Source organism: Pseudoalteromonas sp., assembly GCF_018402495.1.
GTDB lineage: Bacteria > Pseudomonadota > Gammaproteobacteria > Enterobacterales > Alteromonadaceae > Pseudoalteromonas.
Window position 1 is genome coordinate 344,322 of record NZ_JAGYIU010000002.1, and the last position, 21,056, is coordinate 365,377.

General features: G+C 40.6%; 17 protein-coding genes and 1 pseudogene. 10 read left to right on the forward strand and 8 right to left on the reverse strand.

Annotated features, from left to right (window positions below):
* The first annotated feature begins 10 nt into the window (after nucleotides 1-10).
* The 3 genes and pseudogenes from KG708_RS07070 (at nucleotide 11) to KG708_RS07080 (ending at nucleotide 2,427) form a co-directional block, all read left to right on the forward strand.
* Nucleotides 11-1,168, forward strand: a complete 1,158-nt coding sequence (locus KG708_RS07070) for an IS4 family transposase (protein ID WP_301003355.1) — start codon at nucleotides 11-13, stop codon at nucleotides 1,166-1,168.
* A 67-nt stretch (nucleotides 1,169-1,235) separates the two neighbouring features.
* A pseudogene (locus tag KG708_RS07075) lies at nucleotides 1,236-1,411 on the forward strand (OsmC family protein); the annotation flags it as partial.
* A gap of 254 nt (nucleotides 1,412-1,665) precedes the next feature.
* On the forward strand, nucleotides 1,666-2,427 hold the full coding sequence (locus tag KG708_RS07080) for an EAL domain-containing protein (protein WP_213608726.1): 762 nt from the start codon (nucleotides 1,666-1,668) through the stop codon (nucleotides 2,425-2,427).
* Between the two features lie 68 nt (nucleotides 2,428-2,495).
* On the opposite strand, the gene KG708_RS07085 is transcribed toward KG708_RS07080, so the two are convergent.
* Nucleotides 2,496-3,983 (reverse strand): dipeptidase, encoded by a 1,488-nt coding sequence (locus KG708_RS07085; RefSeq protein ID WP_213608727.1) that lies wholly within the window; start codon nucleotides 3,981-3,983, stop codon nucleotides 2,496-2,498.
* Nucleotides 3,984-4,144: 161 nt separating this feature from the next.
* Between KG708_RS07085 and KG708_RS07090 the strand changes: the two genes are divergently transcribed.
* Nucleotides 4,145-4,306 carry a DUF2986 domain-containing protein gene (locus KG708_RS07090; protein ID WP_213608728.1) on the forward strand — a complete coding sequence of 54 codons (162 nt, stop codon included), beginning with the start codon at nucleotides 4,145-4,147 and terminating at the stop codon, nucleotides 4,304-4,306.
* A gap of 11 nt (nucleotides 4,307-4,317) precedes the next feature.
* Here KG708_RS07090 and KG708_RS07095 read toward each other — a convergent pair whose 3' ends face one another.
* Nucleotides 4,318-5,292 carry a TDT family transporter gene (locus tag KG708_RS07095; protein ID WP_213608729.1) on the reverse strand — a complete coding sequence of 325 codons (975 nt, stop codon included), beginning with the start codon at nucleotides 5,290-5,292 and terminating at the stop codon, nucleotides 4,318-4,320.
* 111 nt (nucleotides 5,293-5,403) lie between these two features.
* On the opposite strand from KG708_RS07095, the gene KG708_RS07100 reads away from it, so the two are divergent.
* Together KG708_RS07100 and KG708_RS07105 are read left to right on the forward strand one after the other, a co-directional pair.
* Nucleotides 5,404-6,282 carry a LysR family transcriptional regulator gene (locus tag KG708_RS07100; RefSeq protein WP_213608730.1) on the forward strand — a complete coding sequence of 293 codons (879 nt, stop codon included), beginning with the start codon at nucleotides 5,404-5,406 and terminating at the stop codon, nucleotides 6,280-6,282.
* Nucleotides 6,283-6,505: 223 nt separating this feature from the next.
* Nucleotides 6,506-7,849: a Fic family protein gene (locus tag KG708_RS07105; protein ID WP_213608731.1), complete on the forward strand. Its 1,344-nt coding sequence runs from the start codon at nucleotides 6,506-6,508 to the stop codon at nucleotides 7,847-7,849.
* 109 nt (nucleotides 7,850-7,958) lie between these two features.
* On the opposite strand, the gene KG708_RS07110 is transcribed toward KG708_RS07105, so the two are convergent.
* Nucleotides 7,959-10,100, reverse strand: a complete 2,142-nt coding sequence (locus tag KG708_RS07110; protein WP_213608732.1) for a TonB-dependent receptor — start codon at nucleotides 10,098-10,100, stop codon at nucleotides 7,959-7,961.
* Between the two features lie 576 nt (nucleotides 10,101-10,676).
* Here KG708_RS07110 and KG708_RS07115 point away from each other — a divergent pair.
* Complete coding sequence (locus KG708_RS07115) at nucleotides 10,677-11,882, forward strand: MFS transporter (protein ID WP_213608733.1); 1,206 nt, start codon at nucleotides 10,677-10,679, stop codon at nucleotides 11,880-11,882.
* Between the two features lie 54 nt (nucleotides 11,883-11,936).
* Here KG708_RS07115 and KG708_RS07120 read toward each other — a convergent pair whose 3' ends face one another.
* Together KG708_RS07120 and KG708_RS07125 are read right to left on the reverse strand one after the other, a co-directional pair.
* Nucleotides 11,937-12,983, reverse strand: a complete 1,047-nt coding sequence (locus tag KG708_RS07120) for an NAD(P)-dependent alcohol dehydrogenase (protein ID WP_013464412.1) — start codon at nucleotides 12,981-12,983, stop codon at nucleotides 11,937-11,939.
* A gap of 119 nt (nucleotides 12,984-13,102) precedes the next feature.
* A complete protein-coding gene (locus KG708_RS07125; RefSeq protein ID WP_213608734.1) occupies nucleotides 13,103-13,816 on the reverse strand; it encodes a DUF1499 domain-containing protein in 714 nt (237 codons plus the stop codon).
* A 192-nt stretch (nucleotides 13,817-14,008) separates the two neighbouring features.
* On the opposite strand from KG708_RS07125, the gene KG708_RS07130 reads away from it, so the two are divergent.
* Complete coding sequence (locus tag KG708_RS07130) at nucleotides 14,009-14,230, forward strand: hypothetical protein (protein ID WP_008108632.1); 222 nt, start codon at nucleotides 14,009-14,011, stop codon at nucleotides 14,228-14,230.
* Between the two features lie 77 nt (nucleotides 14,231-14,307).
* Here KG708_RS07130 and KG708_RS07135 read toward each other — a convergent pair whose 3' ends face one another.
* The 3 genes from KG708_RS07135 to hrpB all read right to left on the reverse strand — a co-directional run bounded on the left by KG708_RS07135 (nucleotide 14,308) and on the right by hrpB (nucleotide 18,425).
* Nucleotides 14,308-15,258: an ATP-binding protein gene (locus KG708_RS07135; RefSeq protein ID WP_213608735.1), complete on the reverse strand. Its 951-nt coding sequence runs from the start codon at nucleotides 15,256-15,258 to the stop codon at nucleotides 14,308-14,310.
* Complete coding sequence (locus KG708_RS07140; RefSeq protein ID WP_213608736.1) at nucleotides 15,251-15,802, reverse strand: heme NO-binding domain-containing protein; 552 nt, start codon at nucleotides 15,800-15,802, stop codon at nucleotides 15,251-15,253. The genes KG708_RS07135 and KG708_RS07140 overlap by 8 nt, the downstream gene beginning before the upstream one ends.
* A gap of 196 nt (nucleotides 15,803-15,998) precedes the next feature.
* Nucleotides 15,999-18,425: an ATP-dependent helicase HrpB gene (gene hrpB / locus KG708_RS07145; RefSeq protein ID WP_213608737.1), complete on the reverse strand. Its 2,427-nt coding sequence runs from the start codon at nucleotides 18,423-18,425 to the stop codon at nucleotides 15,999-16,001.
* Between the two features lie 525 nt (nucleotides 18,426-18,950).
* Between hrpB and KG708_RS07150 the strand changes: the two genes are divergently transcribed.
* Together KG708_RS07150 and KG708_RS07155 are read left to right on the forward strand one after the other, a co-directional pair.
* Nucleotides 18,951-20,468 carry a DUF3360 family protein gene (locus KG708_RS07150; protein WP_213608738.1) on the forward strand — a complete coding sequence of 506 codons (1,518 nt, stop codon included), beginning with the start codon at nucleotides 18,951-18,953 and terminating at the stop codon, nucleotides 20,466-20,468.
* Between the two features lie 293 nt (nucleotides 20,469-20,761).
* Nucleotides 20,762-20,959: a CsbD family protein gene (locus KG708_RS07155; protein ID WP_213608739.1), complete on the forward strand. Its 198-nt coding sequence runs from the start codon at nucleotides 20,762-20,764 to the stop codon at nucleotides 20,957-20,959.
* The last annotated feature ends 97 nt before the right edge of the window (nucleotides 20,960-21,056 follow it).

Sequence of the window (21,056 nt, forward strand, 5' to 3'; positions counted from 1 at the left end):
TTTGCACAATATGCTCCGCGCTGTCACCCCTGACTCAATCCACAAAGCTAGATTTAATACTTTATTTGCTTCCGTGAAGTCTCTTTTACGCTGTCAGCAATGTACCTTGACTTCCATTGGTCGCAATTTGGATTCAAAAACAACTGAAAAGCACGATATTAAACGCATTGATCGGCTACTTAGCAATCAAGCGCTGCTACGTCAATCGACATCGATTTATGTCCATTTGAGTCGCTTTGTTGTGACTGAGAAGCACCCCATTATTCTGGTTGATTGGAGCCACGCGGATACGAAAAACAAGCATTGTATTTTGCGAGCTAGCATTGTCACTGAAGGTCGTGCTATGACTCTCTACCAGCAAAGTACGTTCAGCTTCCAGTACCATTGCCCTAAAGTACAAAAGCAATTTTTGAAAATGCTTAAGCTGATCTTGCCGGATGAATGTCGGCCTGTGATTGTGACGGACGCCGGTTTTAAAGTCCCTTGGCTCAAAGCGGTAAGAAGCAATGGCTGGCATTATATCAGCCGAGTTCGCGGCACGGCTCACTTGAAAACCGAGCATAGCGACGGCTTCACCTCATGTCAGTCTCTATTCAAACAGAATCGCCGTAAGAGCCAGGATCTTGGTGCAATTGAGCTGACTAAAAGTGCAAAGTATCAAACCCATGCGGTGTTGGTTGGTAAGGGTCATAAATTGCTCAAAAAGGACAAGAATCGTAGCTATAAAGAGCCGTGGCTGCTGGTTTCTTCGCTTCCCAAAAAACACCACTTTCTCGAGAAAGTGATAAAGCTTTACGGCATGAGAATGCAGATAGAAGCAGGGTTTTGCGACCAAAAAAGTGTTCGGTTTGGCTTAGGTTCTGATCTGCACAGAACGAGCAAGCTCAGTCGATTAAACATATTGTTGCTGATAGCGGTATTGGCTCACTGGTTCACGATGATGTTAGGTGCTGTGATAGATAAGGCGGGAAAGACAGGTGCTTTCCAAGCTAACTCAACAAAAAGTAGGCGAGTAGTTTCATGGGCGTTTGTCGGACTGCGCTACTGTACCAAGCAACCTTTCCAACTGCGACGGCGAGATTATTTTGAAGGCTTTGCTTACTTCAAGCAGGTGATAGAGCGGCTAAACTGGAAAAATATAGATGTAAGTGATGTGATTGAAATATAATGATTTATTTTGGGGATCCCTTAGGGTTATATCTCAACGCACAGTGGCGCTCTCGATAGCCGTGGGTAGTTTAGATGAAGTGGATGACGGCTTTGCTGTGACGCACATTGCGCTTGAAGTAAATGCAACCATTGCCGATATTTCAAATGAGCAATGTCAAACAGTATGCGAACAAACCAAAAAAGCTGCCCTATTTCAAAATTATTAAATACTGAAATTTCGCTTAGCGCCTCACTTAAGTAACGACCTACCCTATTAAGCTTGGCGTAAAGCACCTAAAGTCCATACATAGTAAGGTTCTGCGCATGTAAAAAAGCCATAACCTTATTGCTACTTTTTCATTAATTATAGAAATAAAGGTACTGTTTAATCGCGCTGAGTTACAAAAAGGTTAAACAAAAACAGTTAAATAGATTATGTAAAATATCAATACTTTGTTAGGATTAAGGGTAGACTTAGCCACACCTTATTGTAGGTTAAAATAAAGGGTACGATGAATGAATGATAAATCACTAGATTGCGAAAAAGTTTCTTGTAGCAATTGCGCTGATTCGAATGAGCTAGATTTTGACTTTACTATGGCATTTCAGCCTATTGTGAATTGTCAAAATAATACTATTTTTGGATATGAAGCGCTTGTCCGTGGTTTAAATAATGAATCGGCCTACTCTATTATTTCTCAAGTGAACGAAAGTAATCGTTATACCTTTGATCAGTTATGCCGAATTAAAGCGATTGCACTTGCATCAAAGCTAAATATAGACTCAATGCTTAGTATTAACTTTTTACCTAACGCCATCTACAAGCCAGAGCGTTGTATTCGTACCACTTTAGAAGCCGCTAAAAAGTATAATTTCCCTACCACAAATATTATGTTTGAATTTACCGAAGTCGAAAAAATAGAAGACAGCGCCCATGTAAAACGTGTAGTAAGCTATTACCAAGAGCTAGGTTTTAAAACAGCCACTGATGATTTTGGCTCAGGCTATTCTGGATTAAACCTACTTGCCGATTTTCAAACAGATATTATCAAGCTTGATATGGCGCTGATCAGAGATATCGACAAAGATAAAAACCGCCAAGCAATCGTCACCCATTGTTTAAACATGTTTAGCGCGCTAAATGTTACAGCACTCGCTGAAGGTATTGAAACTGTTGAAGAATATCAGTGGTTAAAACACGCAGGTATTGCGCTCATGCAAGGTTACTTATTTGCAAAACCTGGGTTTGAATGCTTGCCTGAGATAAACTTTCAATAGCACAGCCTTACTATAAAACCGCCGTTATGGCGGTTTTATAGTATTTGCTATCGGTTATATAGCCAAAATTACATATTTCCCAGCTCTATCATCATGGCGGTGTACATACGTAAATTAAGTGCTAATTGCTCAAGGGTAATAAATTCATGCTCTGAGTGCCCCGTATAACGTTTACCCGGCATTGATGGGCCAAACGACACCGCATTATCAAATAACTTAGCATTTGTACCGCCCCCTATTGATACAAAATCAGCGCTTTTATCACCGGTGTAATGCTTAAAAATATCAAGTAGCTTTTGTGCATGGGGTGCGCTATCTAAAAGCATGGGCGTACCAATGGTGGTTTTAATGTTAGCTAACGTAACCTGATTAGCCGTTTGCCAATTAGCAAGCGCAGTATCAATTTGTTGTTTAAGTAACGTCTCATCTTTACCAACCGGACGGCGAGCATTGACCGCTAAAGTAAGCGCATTACCCTCTCGTTCAATAACCGTAGGCGCTACGGTCATTGGCCCCATAAAGTCATGCTTATAAGCAATTTCGCCAAACTGTTTACCGTGAATATCTAAACCAATAAGCTGATTAACAAAATCAATGAGCTGGCCATCACTGTTGCTCTCAAGCTCAACGTCTTTAAATATTTCAGCTAAATAAGCAATGGCGTTAACGCCTGATTCCGGTTCAGATGAGTGGGCCGACATGCCTTTAACACTTATGGCCAGCGCGTTATTTTGCTCTGTAAAATTAAATTCAACTTGCTTAAGTGTGTTAGCGTTTGCTTTTAATTGATTAATTAATGTTTCGTTGGCGTTATGTAGTAATAGACTGGCATCTTCAGGGATTTGACTGGCAAATGCGCCGCCGCTTACATCACTGACATACACACCTGTTTGTGGTGATGCTGCATTAAATGTTGGCGCAATTAAGCTCCAGCCTTTTTCAGCAACCACTACAGGGTAAGAGGCATCAATGGTTACCGCATACTTTGGTTGCTGATACGTTTTCATAAACTCAGTTAACGGCCCCCAGTCAGACTCCTCCGCTAGGTAAATCATTAATTCAATACGATTATCAAGCGCTATGCCTTTATCTTTTATCGCCTTCATGGCATACATAGCCGTTGCAATCGCGCCTTTGTCATCTTCGGTACCACGGCCAACCAACTTACCCGCCTCTGAGGTGTCAATAACAAATGGGCTTTGCTTCCATTTGCTGGCATTAGCAGGTTGCACATCGCCATGAGTTACTATGGTTACCTTTTCAGTTTGTTGCCCCATACCAATAAGTACGGTGTAACCTAAATCTTGATAATCAAAGCCAAGCTCAGCCGCTTTCATTTTTAGTAGCGCTTTAAAGCCAATAAAGTCTGGGTTTTGTGGCGTTGCTATATTAGGCCTGTTTACCGTTGGAAACGATACTAAATTTGTGAGTGTATGTACTTGCGCACTTTGGTAGGTATTAACAGCGTAATCAGCCACGCTGTCATTCATTTTATTTAATTGTGCTTGTGCGTTAAAAGCCAATAAAGCGATACTAGCTAAAGCTAACTTTTTCAAAACAAATCCTATTTAATTAACAACCAAGAACCATGACTATAACGCTCTCGCTTAATAACAAACAACGCTTTGCGACAGAGCGTAAAACCGCCACTATATTTATCTAACAGCTTTACTAAAGATGCCTGTATAATGTGCACCTTAAAATTACGGAGTTAATCATGAATCGCAGAAAAAAGATCATTACAAAGTTTAATAACAAAGATAAACGCGCCAATGCTAAATTACATAAAAGTAATAAGCCCGCTTATATCTCAAAAGCTGAGCGTGCAAAGCTTGCCGAACAAGCTGATGAGCAAATTGATACACAAGAAACCGAATAACGCCTCAGATGCTACTGCGACGTAGCCAAACGCTGAAACTTGACTACATTAAAGTGAAATAAATAGCGACCAGCGACATAACACACCACTGCTGTAGCCACTAGCAATTCAAATACCGCTAAATGGTATATTTGATTTATAAACTGCATATCAATATTCATCGTTTGCATCCAATCTGCAAGTTTAAATAACGCCGTAGCACCAATAACTATGGGAAAGGTAAATGCAGCAAACCCTGGGCAAAATGTGCGGCGCAGTAATTTAAAAAAGGCTGTGTAAATAATGAGTGTCATTAGTATGGCAATACCAAATAATCCCCCTATTATTACTGGCGACGGATTGGTCACCACAGTGAAATACCCCGCTAACGATAAACTTGCTGGCGCCGCTAATATAGCCAGTGTAGGCTGTGCAGCATCAGGAATTTGCTCTGCAAATATTATCCGGTAAATCATTATTGGTAACATAACTGCGTACATTAACATGCCAAAATAAAGTGCCCCTTGTGCTAAAAATAGCAGTGCGGGATTGCCCGAAAACGCGACATCGGCAACAATAATCCCCACAGGTGGCACAAACCAACTTGGCACCATATGCTCAATTTTAAATCCACGAACACGATGAATAATAAAGCTCAGTAAAAATCCCAAATGCAATATAAATGCGCTAACCCAAAGTACATCGCCAGCTACAGAGTTAACATGCCCTAACGAATTAGATACCACCAACGTTGCCATAGCAAAAGTAGGCACCACACTGCCTGCAACAGGGTGCGCTAAATCGGCTTTTAGTAATTGCGGGTGCAGTAAAGATTTTAAGCCAAGTATTAACAATAATACGCTCGCAATTGCCGCCCCAGTGTATTGCGCTGTGCCATTTACATTAAACATATTTTCCCAGGCCCAACCAAGGCTGGCTATGCCTAATGCTAATCCACCCATTGGGGTAGGTGCGGTTATTACTTTGGCTTTTATATAATTAAACATGTTTATACTCCACACTCACTGTTTATCTTATAAAGAAGTTTAACCTTGCATTTTGTTTAGTTAAATCTAATTATATAGAACACATGTTCATAAAAACTAAACATCAAGCTCATGAATATTTCACTTAAACAACTTAAAGTGTTTGTAGGTATAACCCAGCACAACACGCTTACAGCGGCGTCTGAGTCACTGTTTTTATCTAAAGCGGCGGTTAGCATGGCTCTTAGTGAGCTTGAAAAGCAGTTAGGGCATCCACTGTTTGATCGGATAAATCATCGCTTATTTTTAAATCAAGAAGGGCAAAAATTACTGCCCCTTGCTGATGAATTACTGCACAGAGCCAATGATATTAATGCGCTTTTTTCGCCCCACGCAAAAGCCAGCGGCACGTTAAAAATAGGTGCCAGCGATACTATTGGTAATCATGTATTACCCTTTATACTCAGTGGCTTTCGCCAACAACAGCAGCATTACTCTCAGCAGGTTTTTATTTCAAATTCTGAGCTTATTTGTCAAAAACTGCGCGACTTTGAACTCGACATTGCACTTATAGAAGGCCATGCCCAGCAAAGTGACTTAGTCTCAACCGTGTTTAGCCAAGACTCTATGTGTATTATTGCGCCGCAATCCCATCCTTTAGTTAAAAAACCACAGATTAACTTTAATGACTTAGCAAACAGCGAATGGGTATTAAGAGAAGCTGGATCTGGCTCACGCTCATTCTTTTTACAAAACCTCGCAACGCATATCGATAATTGGTGCCAAAGCTTTGAGCTCAATACCACAGAGGCATTGATCAACAGCGTTGCAGAAGGATTAGGGCTGGGATGTTTATCGTCACTCGCGGCACAGTACGCTTTAAACGATGGCCGCGTTACGCAGCTTAACTTAAACCACTCCATGCAAAGACAGTTTTGGTTAGTGATGCATAAGGACAAATACAAAAATCCGCTGCTAACGCAGTTTATTGATTTTTGTGACCACAATTAATCTACTATTTACGCGTGTGTTATAGTTTTTATCTTAAATCAAATACCAATTTCTGGGAGAAAGTCTATTAATAATGGGGGTTGAAATCATCAGATAGTGCCATCCGGATAAAGGCTACATTTATCTTTTTTACCTCCTTACCTTCAAAAAGGATAAATTGACTTTCCCGCTTTAAGTGTCATTATTAAACAAACCAAACGCAAAAAAAAATATTTGAGTTAACATGGCTAAACCAAGTGTTGAAAGAGCACCCAAATTTGAACTTTCGAATGTAGACTACGAAAAAATAGGCAAATACATTAACAAATATGACGCTACAGATGAAAAAGGACATTATTTACATTGGAGTCTATTAAAATGGAGAGTCCCTCAAGCTGAAGCAAAAGATATTTGGTCTGCTATAAAGTTCAAAAGAACAATACAAATGAAGTACATACCACTAAAATGTGATAAAGATAATTTATTTTCATACTGCACACCGCATTCAATGGAAGCAAAGCTTCATAAGATTATTAAAATTGCTGGTGGTAGTGTTGGTGCTGTAGCTGATAAAGCCGCATCAGATAAAATTCAACGTAAGTTTTTGGTCTCTTCTCTAATTATGGAAGAAGCTATAACAAGTGCCCAACTGGAAGGTGCCTCGACTACAAGAGAAGTAGCAAAAAAAATGCTGGAGGATGAAAGAGAGCCTGTAGATGAAGATGAAAGAATGATTCTCAATAACTTCTTTCTTTTGAAGCTTGCCGAGAAAAAAGCTAAAGCTAATTTAACCTTAGATCTAATTCTAGAATTCCACCAAAAGGCCACTAATTTAACTACGGAAAATAATGTTATCCCTGGTGAATTTAGAGAGGATAATGATATATATGTAGAAGATAATAGAGGAGAAATTGCTCATCAACCACCTAGCTTTGAGAAAATCTCTGAACGACTTCAATGTGTTTGTGATTTTGCAAATGAAGATCACTCTGGAATGAATGGTAGTGAGTTTATTCCCCCAGTAATCAAAGCAATTATCCTTCATTTTATGATCGGTTATGAGCACCCTTTTAGAGATGGGAATGGGAGGACTGCGAGAGCACTATTTTACTGGTTTATGCTTAAAAATGACTATGAGCTTTTCAGGTATATATCAATCAGTAAATTACTTAAAGACGACCCTAAAGGCTACGGCCTTTCTTACATGTATACAGAAAAAGATCAAAACGATTTGACATATTTTATCGATTTTCAACTTGATGTAATTTTAGATGCTTTTGAAGAACTACAAGAATATCTTAAATCTAAAACCGAAGAATTTAATGAAGTACTTCAAATTTTAGAAAATTCAAAGTTCAGTAATATATTAAATTTTGTGCAAAAGGATCTTGTCAAAAAAGGCACAAAAGAGCCTGGGAGAATTTTTACAGTTAAAGAAACTGCAAATTCTTACGGTATATCTGAAAATACTTCAAGAGGATATTTAAATAAATTAGTAGATTTGAAACTGCTTTTACCCACAAAAGACGGTAGAACTATTTTGTATTTTGCTCCATCAGACTTAATGAATAGATTGAAAGTAAATTAATTATTAGTAGCCGCAATAATAAAAAAGTAACTTTCTCAACTTAAGTTGTCAAATTCGATTCAATCTGGAATCGAATCTGACAGCGTTACTTCATCTTCATTAGCTAATTTTAAAACGCATAACTCATGGCTAAATTAATAGAGCGCCCCTGCCCTGCTAACTGATTAAAGCCCTGCGACATGTCTTGTTTAAACTCAGCAATACTCACTCCACCCAATGGTAATTCATAGTACTCATCAAGCAGGTTGGTAATATCAACACTCATGGTAAGTGCATCCCAACTAGCTTTTGAGCTTAAGCTAAGTAAATGATATTGCTTAGTTTGGTTTTCTAGACGATTGCTATCTAAACGGGTTTTACTATCAACCCATTGCCATGTAAGTGCATTTTCAAAGCGGCCAATTTGCTGATTAATAGCAAATTGGGTTTGTAATGGTTTAATTTGGTATAAAGGCTGATTAGTATCGTCGCGCTTACCACGAGTATTAATAATGTTGCCTTTTAATAACCAACTCCCATACTGCTTAGACTCGTGCAGAGCTAAAACCGCGTCAAGTTTTACGCCATAAAGTGTGGCATCCACATTATTAAACATAAGTACATTACGGGCAGTGGTGGCAAGCGTGGTGCGGTTAAAGTTTCTTACTATATTGGCATCAATATAGTCATCTACATCACTCACCCAAGCGTTAGCACTTATACGCCAGCTGTCGTCTTTTGCCATACTAGTGTAAGTAGTGCTCAGCGTGTGCGTGGTTTCAGGTTTAAGGTTTATATTACCAATATAACCGTTACCATCGCCGTACCAACCAATCATTGTAGTCGCCATATTACCCACGCCCCAGCTGTAGCGCTCGTATAAATTAGGTGCACGATTTTTACGTGCTAGACCAATCTGTAGCTCATCGTTCTCGCTTAATTGATAGTTAAGCAACAGGTTTGCATCAACAAGGTTATCTGTTTGTTTTCGATCTTGGCTATTAAACTCTTTAGCCGCCATGGCATCATTTGGCATCTTGTTCATACCTGTCATGGCATGCATTGCACCCATAGAGCTCATACCTGCATTATAAGCTTTAACATCGTCGGTATTGGTCATTACATTTTCAAACCGCACACCGGCATTTAACCACCAGTGTTTGTTAAATTGGCTTTCATATTCAGCAAGCAAGGCAATACGCTGACGCCGGCCGTTATTAATATTGTTGTAGTCATTTGGCCCCATCATCATTGAGCCTTCAACCGCAGGCCACCAATCATCAATATTCATATAATGGTACTCTTGGGCGAGTAATAACTGGCTGTTGTTATCAAGCGCTAATCGCCATTTTAACTGAGTGCTTATATCTTCGGCGTCGGTTTTCATTGGCATTTTTCCGGTTTTTTCTGCGCTGAAAAAGCCCATTTCATGCTTTACGCTATGCCAATTTAACTGCGCTTCAAGCTCACTGTTTGTAAAAGCACGCTTATACTGGGCAACAGCGCCATAGCTGGTGTTATCTGTCATATCCATATACTGGTTAGCAAAGCCTTGATACGGTATTTTTTGATGGCTTAGTTTTACCACTAACTGCTGTTTATCATCGCGCATGGCAGCACTTAAACTATGGTTTTGCGCGCGATACAGGGTATCGAGCACTAAATCGCCGTTACCATCTTCATAACTGTTAGCATCGCTAAACGCACCTTGATAATTAAAACTGAATACGTCGCTGGCAATGCGCATACCTGCGCCGACCTTTTTGCCGTTATTTAGCGTATTGTATTGGGCTGATACGTAGCCAGAGTGCCAGCCAAGTTGCTTGCTTTCACTGTACTGAGGTGAAATAGAATTAACCGCGATCACCCCTGCAATATTATCGCCACCGGCGCTTACCGGAGAAATACCCGCAATTACTTTGTAGCTACTAATTTGATTGGCTGAAATATACGACAGTGGCGGGTTCATTTGGTTAGCACAGGCGGCGGTGATTTGCGCTCCATCAACCAGTACCGCCACTCTATCGCCCATTAAACCATTCAAAACAGGTAAGTTAGCCATGCCACCGGCGGCTGAAAAGTCCACACCTAAATCAGTTAATAACGATTCAGATGAACCTAACGATAGGTGTTTGTTTTGTGCTTGACCGTGCACTTCAATAATTTCAATTGAGGCGTCATCTGCAAAGGCAACAGGCGATAACACGCCACTTATAACAAGTGCCAAAGGCGATAATAAATAGGAGGTTAAAGGATTTTTTTTATCAGTCATTATTGATTTACCACAAAAATTTTGTGGGTAAATTATACGTGCTGCGGCAATATAAAAAGCGCGACATATTGTCGCACTTTGTTAGTTTTTAGCTCAACGATCATCAAAAAATCAAAATAGATATACTGCAAATCAGCAAATAATTTAAATCATGGTTTAGTCCATGACGAAAGAGAGCTTTTAATTTAAAATACACGCCTCTTTATTCCTCATTTCCACATTCAACTAAATAAGCGTGTGTGCTTTATTTTTAAACGCACTGGCGTTTAGTTTGTTATTAGGGTCTGTTGACCTTTCAAGGTTAAATTTGCAGCAGCCTGTTTGGTATTTAGGCAAGGCAGAGCCTATGTGGTGTGGTTATTCCCCATAAATAGGCGATAACGCAGCATCAATGCCAAACAGGCGCTGCCCTTCGGGTTCTGCCTAGGGGCGATTTACTCTTTGTTGCTCGGTTTTTACTTAGCCCACTAGGTTACAAACCTCGCGCCGCGATTAAACCGCCCCTAGTTTGAACAAATTTTAATCCGCAAAGGTCAACAGACCCTAAATTTTATTTATTATCTTCAAGGATTTTATATGGCAGTTGATACTACATCGCCGTCGGATCAGCCCAATAGAACCGCTATTTTAATTGTGCTGGCGTTGGGTACTTTTATTTTAGGGTTATCTGAATTTTCTATGATGCCTATGTTGCCATTAATTAGTGAGGCTTTTGGCAGTACCCCGTCACAAAGTGGTTATGCTATTAGTGCTTATGCTCTTGGGGTGGTGGTTGGCGCACCCATTTTAATGCTAGCAACGGCAAATATGCGAAAACGACGAGCGCTATTATTATTTTTAAGCTTAATGTGTATTTCCAACAGTTTAAGTGCATTAGCGACCTCGTTAGAACAACTGGTGCTGTTTAGGTTTTTAAGTGGCCTTCCCCATGGCGCTTATTTTGGTGCCGCGTTATTACTGGCCTCTGATATAGCGCCGCAAGGAAAACGCGCTAGCTTTATGTCAAAAGTGTTTATGGGCTTAACCATAGCCACTATCGTTGGTGTGCCTGTGGTGACATTGGTTGGGCAAAATCTTAGTTGGCGTTATTGCCTCGCTGCGGCTGGGGTGTTGGCGTTTATTGCCTTTATTTTTGTGTATAACGTGGTGCCTAATGTTAAAAACATCCATACCTCTAACTTACTCAACGAATTAGGGGTGCTAAAAAACAAACTAGTTTGGTCAATATTAGGGATTGTTATTATTGGTTTTGGTGGCGTATTTTGTATTTATACCTATGTGGCCGATACGATCTTAGAGGTCACTCAGAGCGCGCCCTATACAATTTCAATTGCTATGGTGATGTTTGGTATTGGCTCTACGCTCGGTAATTACGTGCTAGGTAAAGCTGCCGATAAATCAGCGATAAAAACCACCGGATTTACGCTTGCCTCTACCATTGTTTTTGCATTTGCATATGTAAGTGCCAGCTATAATATTTATCTGCTGTATGCGGTTATATTTTTTATTGGCTGCAGCTTAGGGCTATCAACCTTAGTGCAAACGCTATTAATGGATGTATCACCTGACGGCCACGCCATGATTGGGGCATTAGTGCAGTGTGCGTTTAATATTGCAAATGCTATTGGCCCTTGGGTTGGCGGCATTGCTATCGCAAAAGGGGCAGCGCCAAATCAAACAGGCTATGTTGCTGCGGCTTTATTTTTAGGTGGGCTGTTAATGTGGCTGCTTAGTTATATACAAATTAGCGGTAACAAAACTAAACAGGCACAGCCTTGTTAATAAAAACAAAAAGAGCCGCTAAGCGGCTCTTTTTACATTTTACTCTTTAGCGTATTAAACGCTAATAGATGACATATCAATAACAAAACGGTATCGCACATCAGAGCGTTCCATACGCTCATAAGCGGTGTTAATTTCGTCTATGTTGATCATTTCACACTCTGGCAGTACGTTGTGCTCACCACAAAAATCAAGCATTTGCTGTGTTTCTGCAATGCCGCCAATTAACGAACCGGCTACACGACGACGCCCCATTAAAAGAGGAACTGTGTTTAGCTCATCTACTGGGCCTACTTGGCCAACAATAACCAAGGTACCATCGATATCAAGTAGCGGTGTGTAAATTGATAAGTCATGCTTTACAGGCACGGTATCAATAATGACATCAAACGCTGACTGCGCATTTTTCATTTCATCATCATTGTTTGATACTAAATAATGCTGTGCGCCGAGCTTAATTGCATCTTCTTTTTTAGACTCTGTACGACCAATAACAGTAACGGTTGCACCCATTGCTACTGCATTTTTAACCGCCATATGACCTAATCCACCAAGGCCTACCACAGCAACTCGGCTACCTGTTTTTACACCCCATTTATGTAACGGTGAATAAGTAGTAATACCGGCGCAAAGTAACGGCGCCACGCGTGATAATTCTAAATTTTCAGGCACTGATAATACAAACTCTTCGCGCACTACAACGTGTTTAGAGTAACCACCTTGAGTCATTTCGCCGTTAACTCTATCGGTACCGCTGTAAGTACCTACCATGCCTTCACGACAGAATTGCTCTTCGTGATTATCACATTGGTCACAGCTTTGGCAGGAGTCAACCATACACCCTACAGCAACGGTATCGCCTTGTTTGTATTTTTTAACATCACTACCGACTGATATTACTTTACCTACAATTTCGTGCCCTGGAACTAATGGGTAATTACTACCACCCCAGTCGTTACGCACTGCGTGTAAGTCTGAATGACACACACCACAATATAAAATTTCTATTGCTACATCGTTATTTCGTAAATCGCGGCGCTCAAAAGAAAACTCTGTGAGTTCAGAACCTTGGCTTTTTGCTGCATATCCGACTGTTTTCATAATAACTCCATAGTTTATTAAAAATCATACACAGTATGCACTGTCAGCTATGAACATAAGCTGATCATGTGCAACTGCAAATAGCCCCGCAAAGTGCAGGGCTGTTTTTCTGTTATCAATTATTCCACAACAACGGCATTTAACTCTTCAATGAGTGTTTTAATACGCTGCGCATTTTTACCTAAATCACTTTTACCAATGCGTGATTTACTGCGTATATCGACCACACGCTTACTGCCTTTATCGTTAATACGAACCACAACATCGTCTTTAAAGCCAAACCAGGTCGTGGTGTCTGTCGCTTCAACAATTCCGTTATTAACATCGCTATTGACCAGTTCCCAGCCTAAATTTTCCATTGCTTTAGTAGTTGCTGCCACCAGCTCTGTTTGAGTTTGGTTGTACTCGAGCGGTTTTAGTTCTGGGTACGCTTTACGTTGCTGCGCTGCCGTTTCTTCACCCGCGTAAGCAACCGGATTTGGCGAATCTGCACGCAAAGGCACTACCGCAACAAATTTAGGCGGGTTAATCAAATCGGTAGAAATATCATGAATTGGCGGAACACTTTTTGCTGTATTCATCATATTAAGTGGCATTGCAATAGCAACAGCTGCAAAAATAACCGTGATCACTGCACTGACTAAGCTCAGTGTTTTACGCATGAATAGCACTTGAACTAATAATAAGGCTAATGCTGCCCCACCAACATAAACGCCTAATCTAAAACCAGCAAAGGCAGTACCTAGCTCAACCATATTAAATTTATAAAGGGGTCCCGGTAGTACCACCATTAAAAAAGCGATAAGCCCAACTAAGGTCACTAAATGTTTCATTGCCTACTCCGTTATTGTTATATGGTTATTATTTTTTAAACAAGCTTTATACTGTTAACACTCCAATTTAGATTACTATGACCGATAAGTATCTATAAAGTCATAATTTATTGCCCTTTTAAAGTAGATAACTTGACTCCTTGGTAAAAATCAACAAACTACGGGGGTAAAATTATCAGGGTATTATTATTTATGAAAACAGAGATTAGTTACCGGTTTGAGTCATCACAAGTAGCCAACCGCTTTTTACACGAATTAAAAGATTGGCCAGTCAATGACGTAAAAACACGTCTTTTTAATGGCGGCGACAGCGTTAAAGTAAGCTACGAATATGATGAAAGCGGATTTGATTATACCGTTGCCGAACTTGATGATTTAGCCGAGCAACACGGCGGACAAGAAGTATCGAGTTAAAATACTTATACCTACGCTCAATAGCCACAACACACTTTTTAGTCATGCCTACATTTTAAAACTTTAAGCTTACAAAGTTATGTAGCAATAGGTATTACACAACGTATTAAAGACCCCATACCCACTTCACTTTCAACCTCTATAGTGCCATTGTGCTCTTTAAGTACATTGTAAACTATAGCCATTCCCATACCAGTGCCTTGGCCTACGGGTTTAGTGGTAAAGAAGGGATCGAACATTTGTTTAAGTGTATCAGCGTTCATTCCACAGCCGTTATCTGCCACCTCTATGTAAATATTGTTTTCATTGGCAAACAGCTTAACTCTTATTTTTCCTTGCTGATCGCGCAAATCGTCGCAGGCGTGTTTGGCATTAATTAATAAGTTTACAAACACTTGCTTCATAGATGATATATTACACCGTGTTAGAGGTAACTTTTCAATGTGTAACTCTATAGCACACGTCCCTAGCTGGTTGTCGAGTAGTTTTAGTGTACCATTGAGTGATTCTGTAATATCTGCCATTGCAGTTACGTTGTCTTTTAGGCTTGCAAAGTCGACAAGGTTACTAACAATATGAGCTATGCGCTCTAATCCCTCTTGGGTATCATCAACTAAGTCATCAATATCGTCCACAATAAAGCTTAAATCGTTCTCTTGATTGAGCTGAACTAAAATAGACTCCAACTGCGATACTGAAATCGATTTATCTACAAATTGTTGAGCCGCCGTCATTAACGAAACCAGCACGGGTTTTATAAATTTTATACTTTCTACATTACTGGTTATATAAGCAAGCGGGTTATTGATTTCATGAGCGACCCCAGCAGAAAGCTGGCCTAAAGTAGCCATTTTTTCACTTTGCATTAGAGTTACTTGTTGATTTTTGACCATTTCGAGCTTTTTTTCTAATTCTTGATTGGCAATAAACAGTGCCCGTGTTTTGTCTTCTAGTAATATCTCTAATTGATCTCTGGCTGACTTTTCGCGCAGGTACGCTTTTTTATAATTGTAGTCGTCTTCAGCCATGGGGAGTCTCATATTTTACTTCAATTAAACATGTATCAGAGCCATCATGCATGCACTGAACATGGTTTAGTGTTACATCTATTCCATAATGAGATGCAGCACCAAAAATAAGCCCTTCGGCGCACATACAAAGCTGCCGCTTAGAGTTGTAACGCATTAAAATAAACCCGTCTTCAATAATTTGGGCGTCAATTTCAGGTAAATTAGGCTCATGATAAAGCTTAGCGACTTCAACATGAATTACTTTATCAATACCAATAATGAGATCAGCAAAACAATTAAAGTTAGCAACAATGCTTGGATGACGTGCCTTTAAGTGAGAAAATAAATACTCTCCAAAGGCCTTTAATACCTCAGGCATAGACATAGAAAGTGCTGCGGCTACATCTTGTGCTAAACCAACCATTTCTTCATCCGGGTAACTTTCTGCAGAAATATAAACACGACCCTCCGGTGCATTTTTTTCAAGTAAGTCGTCCCATGCAGCCATGCCACATTTTTCAATAACCAGTGCTTCAAGCCCTCTAAAAATAACACCTTTCATGCATGTCCCCTCTATCATCACTTTTAGATTGTTAGCCGCATCTTCAATTAGTTATAAACGCTCGCTACCTTATCGCTCATATGCACAACCGTAATATATCAGCATTAAAGTAATAGTAGTTTAGTCGTTTGTAAAACGCCCAATAATATTCGTTATACGCATGGTCAACGTCTAAAGTTAAATTAAAAAAGCGTGATCACATTTTGCTTTTTACTCTATTAGTGGCAACGCTATTGGCAGGATCGTCTGGCCAAAAGTGCTTAGGGTAACGCCCTTTCATCTCTTTTTGTACCTCACGGTAACTGCTATTCCAAAAATGGGCTAAGTCTTGAGTCAACTGTAGTGAGCGTTTGCCTGGCGATAACAACTCCATTAACAGGGCAACTTTGCCGTTGGCCAACATTGGCGTACTTGTTAAGCCATATACCTCTTGCATTCGCACACTGAGCTTGGCGGGGCCATCAAGTTGATATTCTATTTTAATGTTTGAGCCACTAGGGACCGTTAAGCGCAGCGGCAGTAACGATTTTAGCTCGCTTTGCTGTTGCCAATTAAAACAGTTTTGTAGTGCCTCAAAATAATTAAACTTTTTAAGTTGCTCAAGGGTTTTAATATCTTCAAGGTATACCCCTAACCAATCACCTGCTGTTTCAATGAGCTGCTGCTGATTAATAACAGGAAACTGTTCTGGCATCAATTTGCTGGCTAGGCACATTCTAATAAGTAACTGCTCACTTTCTTTTTGCTCGTTAAACAGTGAAAAGCCCCGCTTAGTAAACAAACTAAGCCACGCCTTTGCACGCTCAGTTTTATCAAGCGTGTGTTTACTCGGTTGGCTGCTTAGCGTAATTGCCCCAAGCTTTAATTCATCCTGATGAATAAACCGTGCGGTTTTTTCATCAAACTCGCAGCGGGTCAACTCCGTAAATAAATGCGGTAAATAGTCTTTAAGCGCTAATGGGTTTAGCGCCGTAGCCGCAAAAATACGCCCGCCTTTATGTCCGCCCATACTGGCAATCGTTAAGTATTCATCGTTATGCCAATAATCATTGTTTAGCTCGGCGCCTGCACCATTAGCAAGCAAGTAGCCATTACCGCGTTTTTTAGCGATGCGATCTGGGTAGGCAAGCGACACTAATAAGCTTAAATGCTCGGTGTTTAACTCTGTTTTGCTGTCGGTAAATTTTAAGCGTTTTAGCCAGTAGTTTAATTGTTGTTTAAAAACTGGATGTGGTCGTTGCTGTTGGCTGTGCAGCGCTAGATTGAGCTCATTGGCGCTATTAATACGGCTTTCAAGTAAAGCCACTAAATAAATAGCCAAGCGATAAATTCCACTTAACCGTGGCTCTAACATTTGCGCTTTTAATAACATGTGCGCTAAACGAATATCAGCACCAAAACTCAGCATTTTACCACCCAGTGCGGTGAGCTTACCGTGGTTATCTACCGCTTCAAGCATAGTTAATAAACCTTTAGCTTGGCTGCATTGTTGCTCACTCGGCGGGTCAAGCAAAGTGAGTTCACTAATGCTTGCTCCCCATTGCTTTGCCTCAAGCATCAGTTGGCTAATATCTGAGGTAAGTATATCGGGGTTATCGTGGCTGTTTCGTCTCTCAAAGGTTTGTTTGGAGCCAAGTCTATACACAACCCCAGGTTCAATTCGCCCTGCACGCCCTGCGCGTTGCACCGCCGATGAGCGCGATATACTTTGCGTGGTAAGCTCAGTTACACCGGTTTTTAAATTAAAGCTCGCTGCACGGCGCTTGCCGCTATCAATCACAATTCGAATGCCTTCAATGGTTAAGCTGGTTTCGGCAACATTGGTGGTCAGTACTACTTTTCGCATTCCCTCAGGCGCGGGCGCTATTGCAGCTTGTTGATTGGCTTTATCTTGCTCGCCAAATAATGTGGCAACTAGGCAGTTGCTAGGTAAGTCGCTCAATGCTTGTTGCACTCGCAGTATTTCTCGCTGGCCGGGTAAAAATACCAGTGCACTGCCTTTTTGCTCATTGAGTGCTTGTTTTATAATAGCGGGGATAGCATCAAGCCAGCGGCCTTCATCTTTTAGTGGGCAATATATTTCGTCAATCGGGTAACTTCGCCCGCTTGACTGAATCACTGGGCAATTAAAAAATGCGGTATAACGATAGCTATCGAGGGTAGCCGACATCAGCATAATGGCTAAATCTTCACGCAGCGCCGCTTGCGATTCTAAAGCAAAAGCCAGTGCGGTATCTGCTGCGATGGAGCGTTCATGAAACTCATCAAAAATCAGTAAATCAACATCACTGAGCTCGGGATCGTTTTGTAACATGCGTGTCAGCATGCCTTCGGTGACTATTTCAAGGCGAGTTTGGGCGCTGACTTTACTCTCACCTCGCACCCGTAAACCGACACTTTGCCCAAGGGATTCACTTTGGCATTGCGCTAGGTAATTGGCAATATTACGTGCGGCTAAGCGCCGCGGCTCCAACATCACTATGTGTTTGTAATGCCCATCGCGCATAAGCTGTAATGGCAACCATGTTGATTTACCAGCACCAGGCGGCGCTTGCAGCAAGGTGATTGGGTTGGCTTTTAATGCATCAATGAGTGAAGTATATATTTCTTGAACCGGCAGCACGCTATTTACCCTAAATTACTTTGCCGCCATTGTAGCAAAAAATGCCACTTTTTAGTCCGTAATTACTTTTTCGTTTTAAGTTAGTCGTCAAGTTATAACCAAAAAGTAAGCCTATCACTGAAAAGAAAACCCAACCGCTACTTATGACGTTTTACGCAACTTTGGAGTTAATTGTATTTAAAATAAGCAAAAATCGGCTAACGCCACTTTTATTAGACTAAAGAATGATTGCGGCTAAAACAGCTGATTTTATGACCTTTTTGCTATTTTTCATTGCAAAAGCACACTGCAAAAACGGCATGTTAAACCACTGAATTTAAACATCTTTTAAATTTAATAAGCTAGTTACAACATATCCCTTTGCTATTTTTATTAACATTTACAAAGCGTTAAACTGGGCTATGCACGACCTTTTGCCTAATTACAATCTGTAGCACGCTGTTTTACCCTGCGCACTCAATGTTCATTTGCTTTGTAAAAGCTGTATTTTTATTTTGAGTTAGCAACTAAGTTGCAGGAGAAGTCATGACCACCAAGCCGCTAGATGATAATTCATCTGATGCTATACAAGGAGCGAATACTCAAACCGAGTCCGATAGCTATGAAAATCTTCATAAGCCCAGCTCAGAGTTTGAAAGCCGCGACGCTTATCTAGAGCACGAACTGCAAATTATGCAGCCAAAACGCTGGCGTCCCAACTTACCGTTTAGAGATTATCGCTTTGAATTTGAAGACACTATTCCAGCTATGGCCGCGACCATAGGTAAAGTTGTGATGGTTGCTGCCATTGCTGCCACATTTGCAGGCCCTTTGGGTTTGAGTGATGACTTTGTACTTGAAAATGTTCGCTATGAGCTTTTAATTGTTTCGTTATTTATATTATTGTTTTCAGGATTTATTTTACCTACTGCTAACTTAGCCGGTACCCATGGCCCACTTATTCCGTTAATTCCGATTGTAGTTGCCGCAGGCGGCCACCCTATGGCCTTTGGTTTGCTCATAGGTGCCTTTGGATTGATATTAGCGTTTAGTAAAGGCGGCAGCCTCATGGCCAAACTTACCAGTAAAGGAGTATGTGGTGGCTTACTGCTTTATTTGGGCTTTGTTGGTACCACCTCTCAGGTTAAAAAGCTGTTTGCATGGGCCGAAGAAATTCAAATGACCCACATTGCGTTTATCGTTATTTTAGCCACTATTTTACTTTACGCTTTATTAGAGCACTACAAAAAACGTTGGTTAGCCGTACCACTGAGCTGTTTAATTGGCGGTTTTACTGCTTTTGCATTGGGCGCACCGTTTGAGTTTAATACCGCACCGGGTTTACCAAACATGAACCCTATGTATTGGTGGGGCGAAAACACCGGTTGGATGCTTGGTTTACCAACCGCTGAAAGCTTTGTAGTTGTGCTTCCTTTTGCAGTATTAGCGGTTGCTATGTGGTCACCTGACTTTTTAGGCCATCAAGTATTTCAAAAAATAAGCTACCCTGAACGTACTGAAAAAGTACAAATGAATATCGACGATACCATGCTTAGCGCATCAACAAGACAAACCTTTGGCTCACTTTTAGGCGGGGCTAACTTTGCATCATCTTGGGGGACGTACATTGTTCCTGCTGCTATTGCAAAACGCCCTATTCCTGCAGGCGCTATTTTAACTGCGTTATTTTGTATTATCGCGGGTGTTTGGGGCTACCCAATGGATTTAGCGATTTGGCAACCCGTATTATGTGTCGCCTTAATTGTAGGGGTGTTTATCCCTCTACTTGAAGCGGGTATGGAAATGACCCGCGAAGGTAAAACCACACAATCAGCCGCCATTGTGGTGTTTGCATCAAGCTTAGTGAACCCAGCATTTGGTTGGTCACTCACTATGCTACTTGATAATTTAGGCCTTATTGGGTGTAAAGAAAGAAGTGCTGATTTATCGCGTATGAGTCGCTGGATCATCCCACTTATTATGTTTGTGTTATTAACCGGTGTAATGGCACTGGTAGGTATGCTGCCAGGCATTCCTGCGCTAATGCCAAGCTTTAGACATTAATTCCTTTATTAAACAGCAAAGCGAGCTTTAAGAGCTCGCTTTTTTTGTACTTATAAAAACCAGCACAGTGTACTTGCAATAATTACAAGCCACCCTGCAGAATTTTTATAAATCTCGCCAACTGCTATAACTCTTTCATGCATCATTAAACTTAACCAACTGATATAGCTTTAAAAATAAAAACTACGTTGACTGGTATAAGCTTTGCACCTTTATAAGTGAACGTTAAAAACCATTTTATTAGTAACGCTTTTTAAAATGGACAAATCATCACATTTAATAAGGAGTTAATTATGAATAGCGATCGTATCGAAGGAAATTGGAAAGAACTGAAAGGTAAAGCGCAACAAAAATGGGGTGACCTGACCGACGGTGATTTAGACAAAATTGAAGGCAGCCGCACAGAGCTTATTGGCAAAATTCAGCAAAAGTATGGTAAATCGAAAGAAGAAGTCGAGCGCGAAGTTAATGACTTTGAGAAAGGTAATTAATAAAGCGCTTTACCTACTAATTAAAAAGGGCTAGATATAGATCTAGCCCTTTGATCAGGTTAGTTAACCCACAATGCTTAAAGACTTTTCCCGCAAC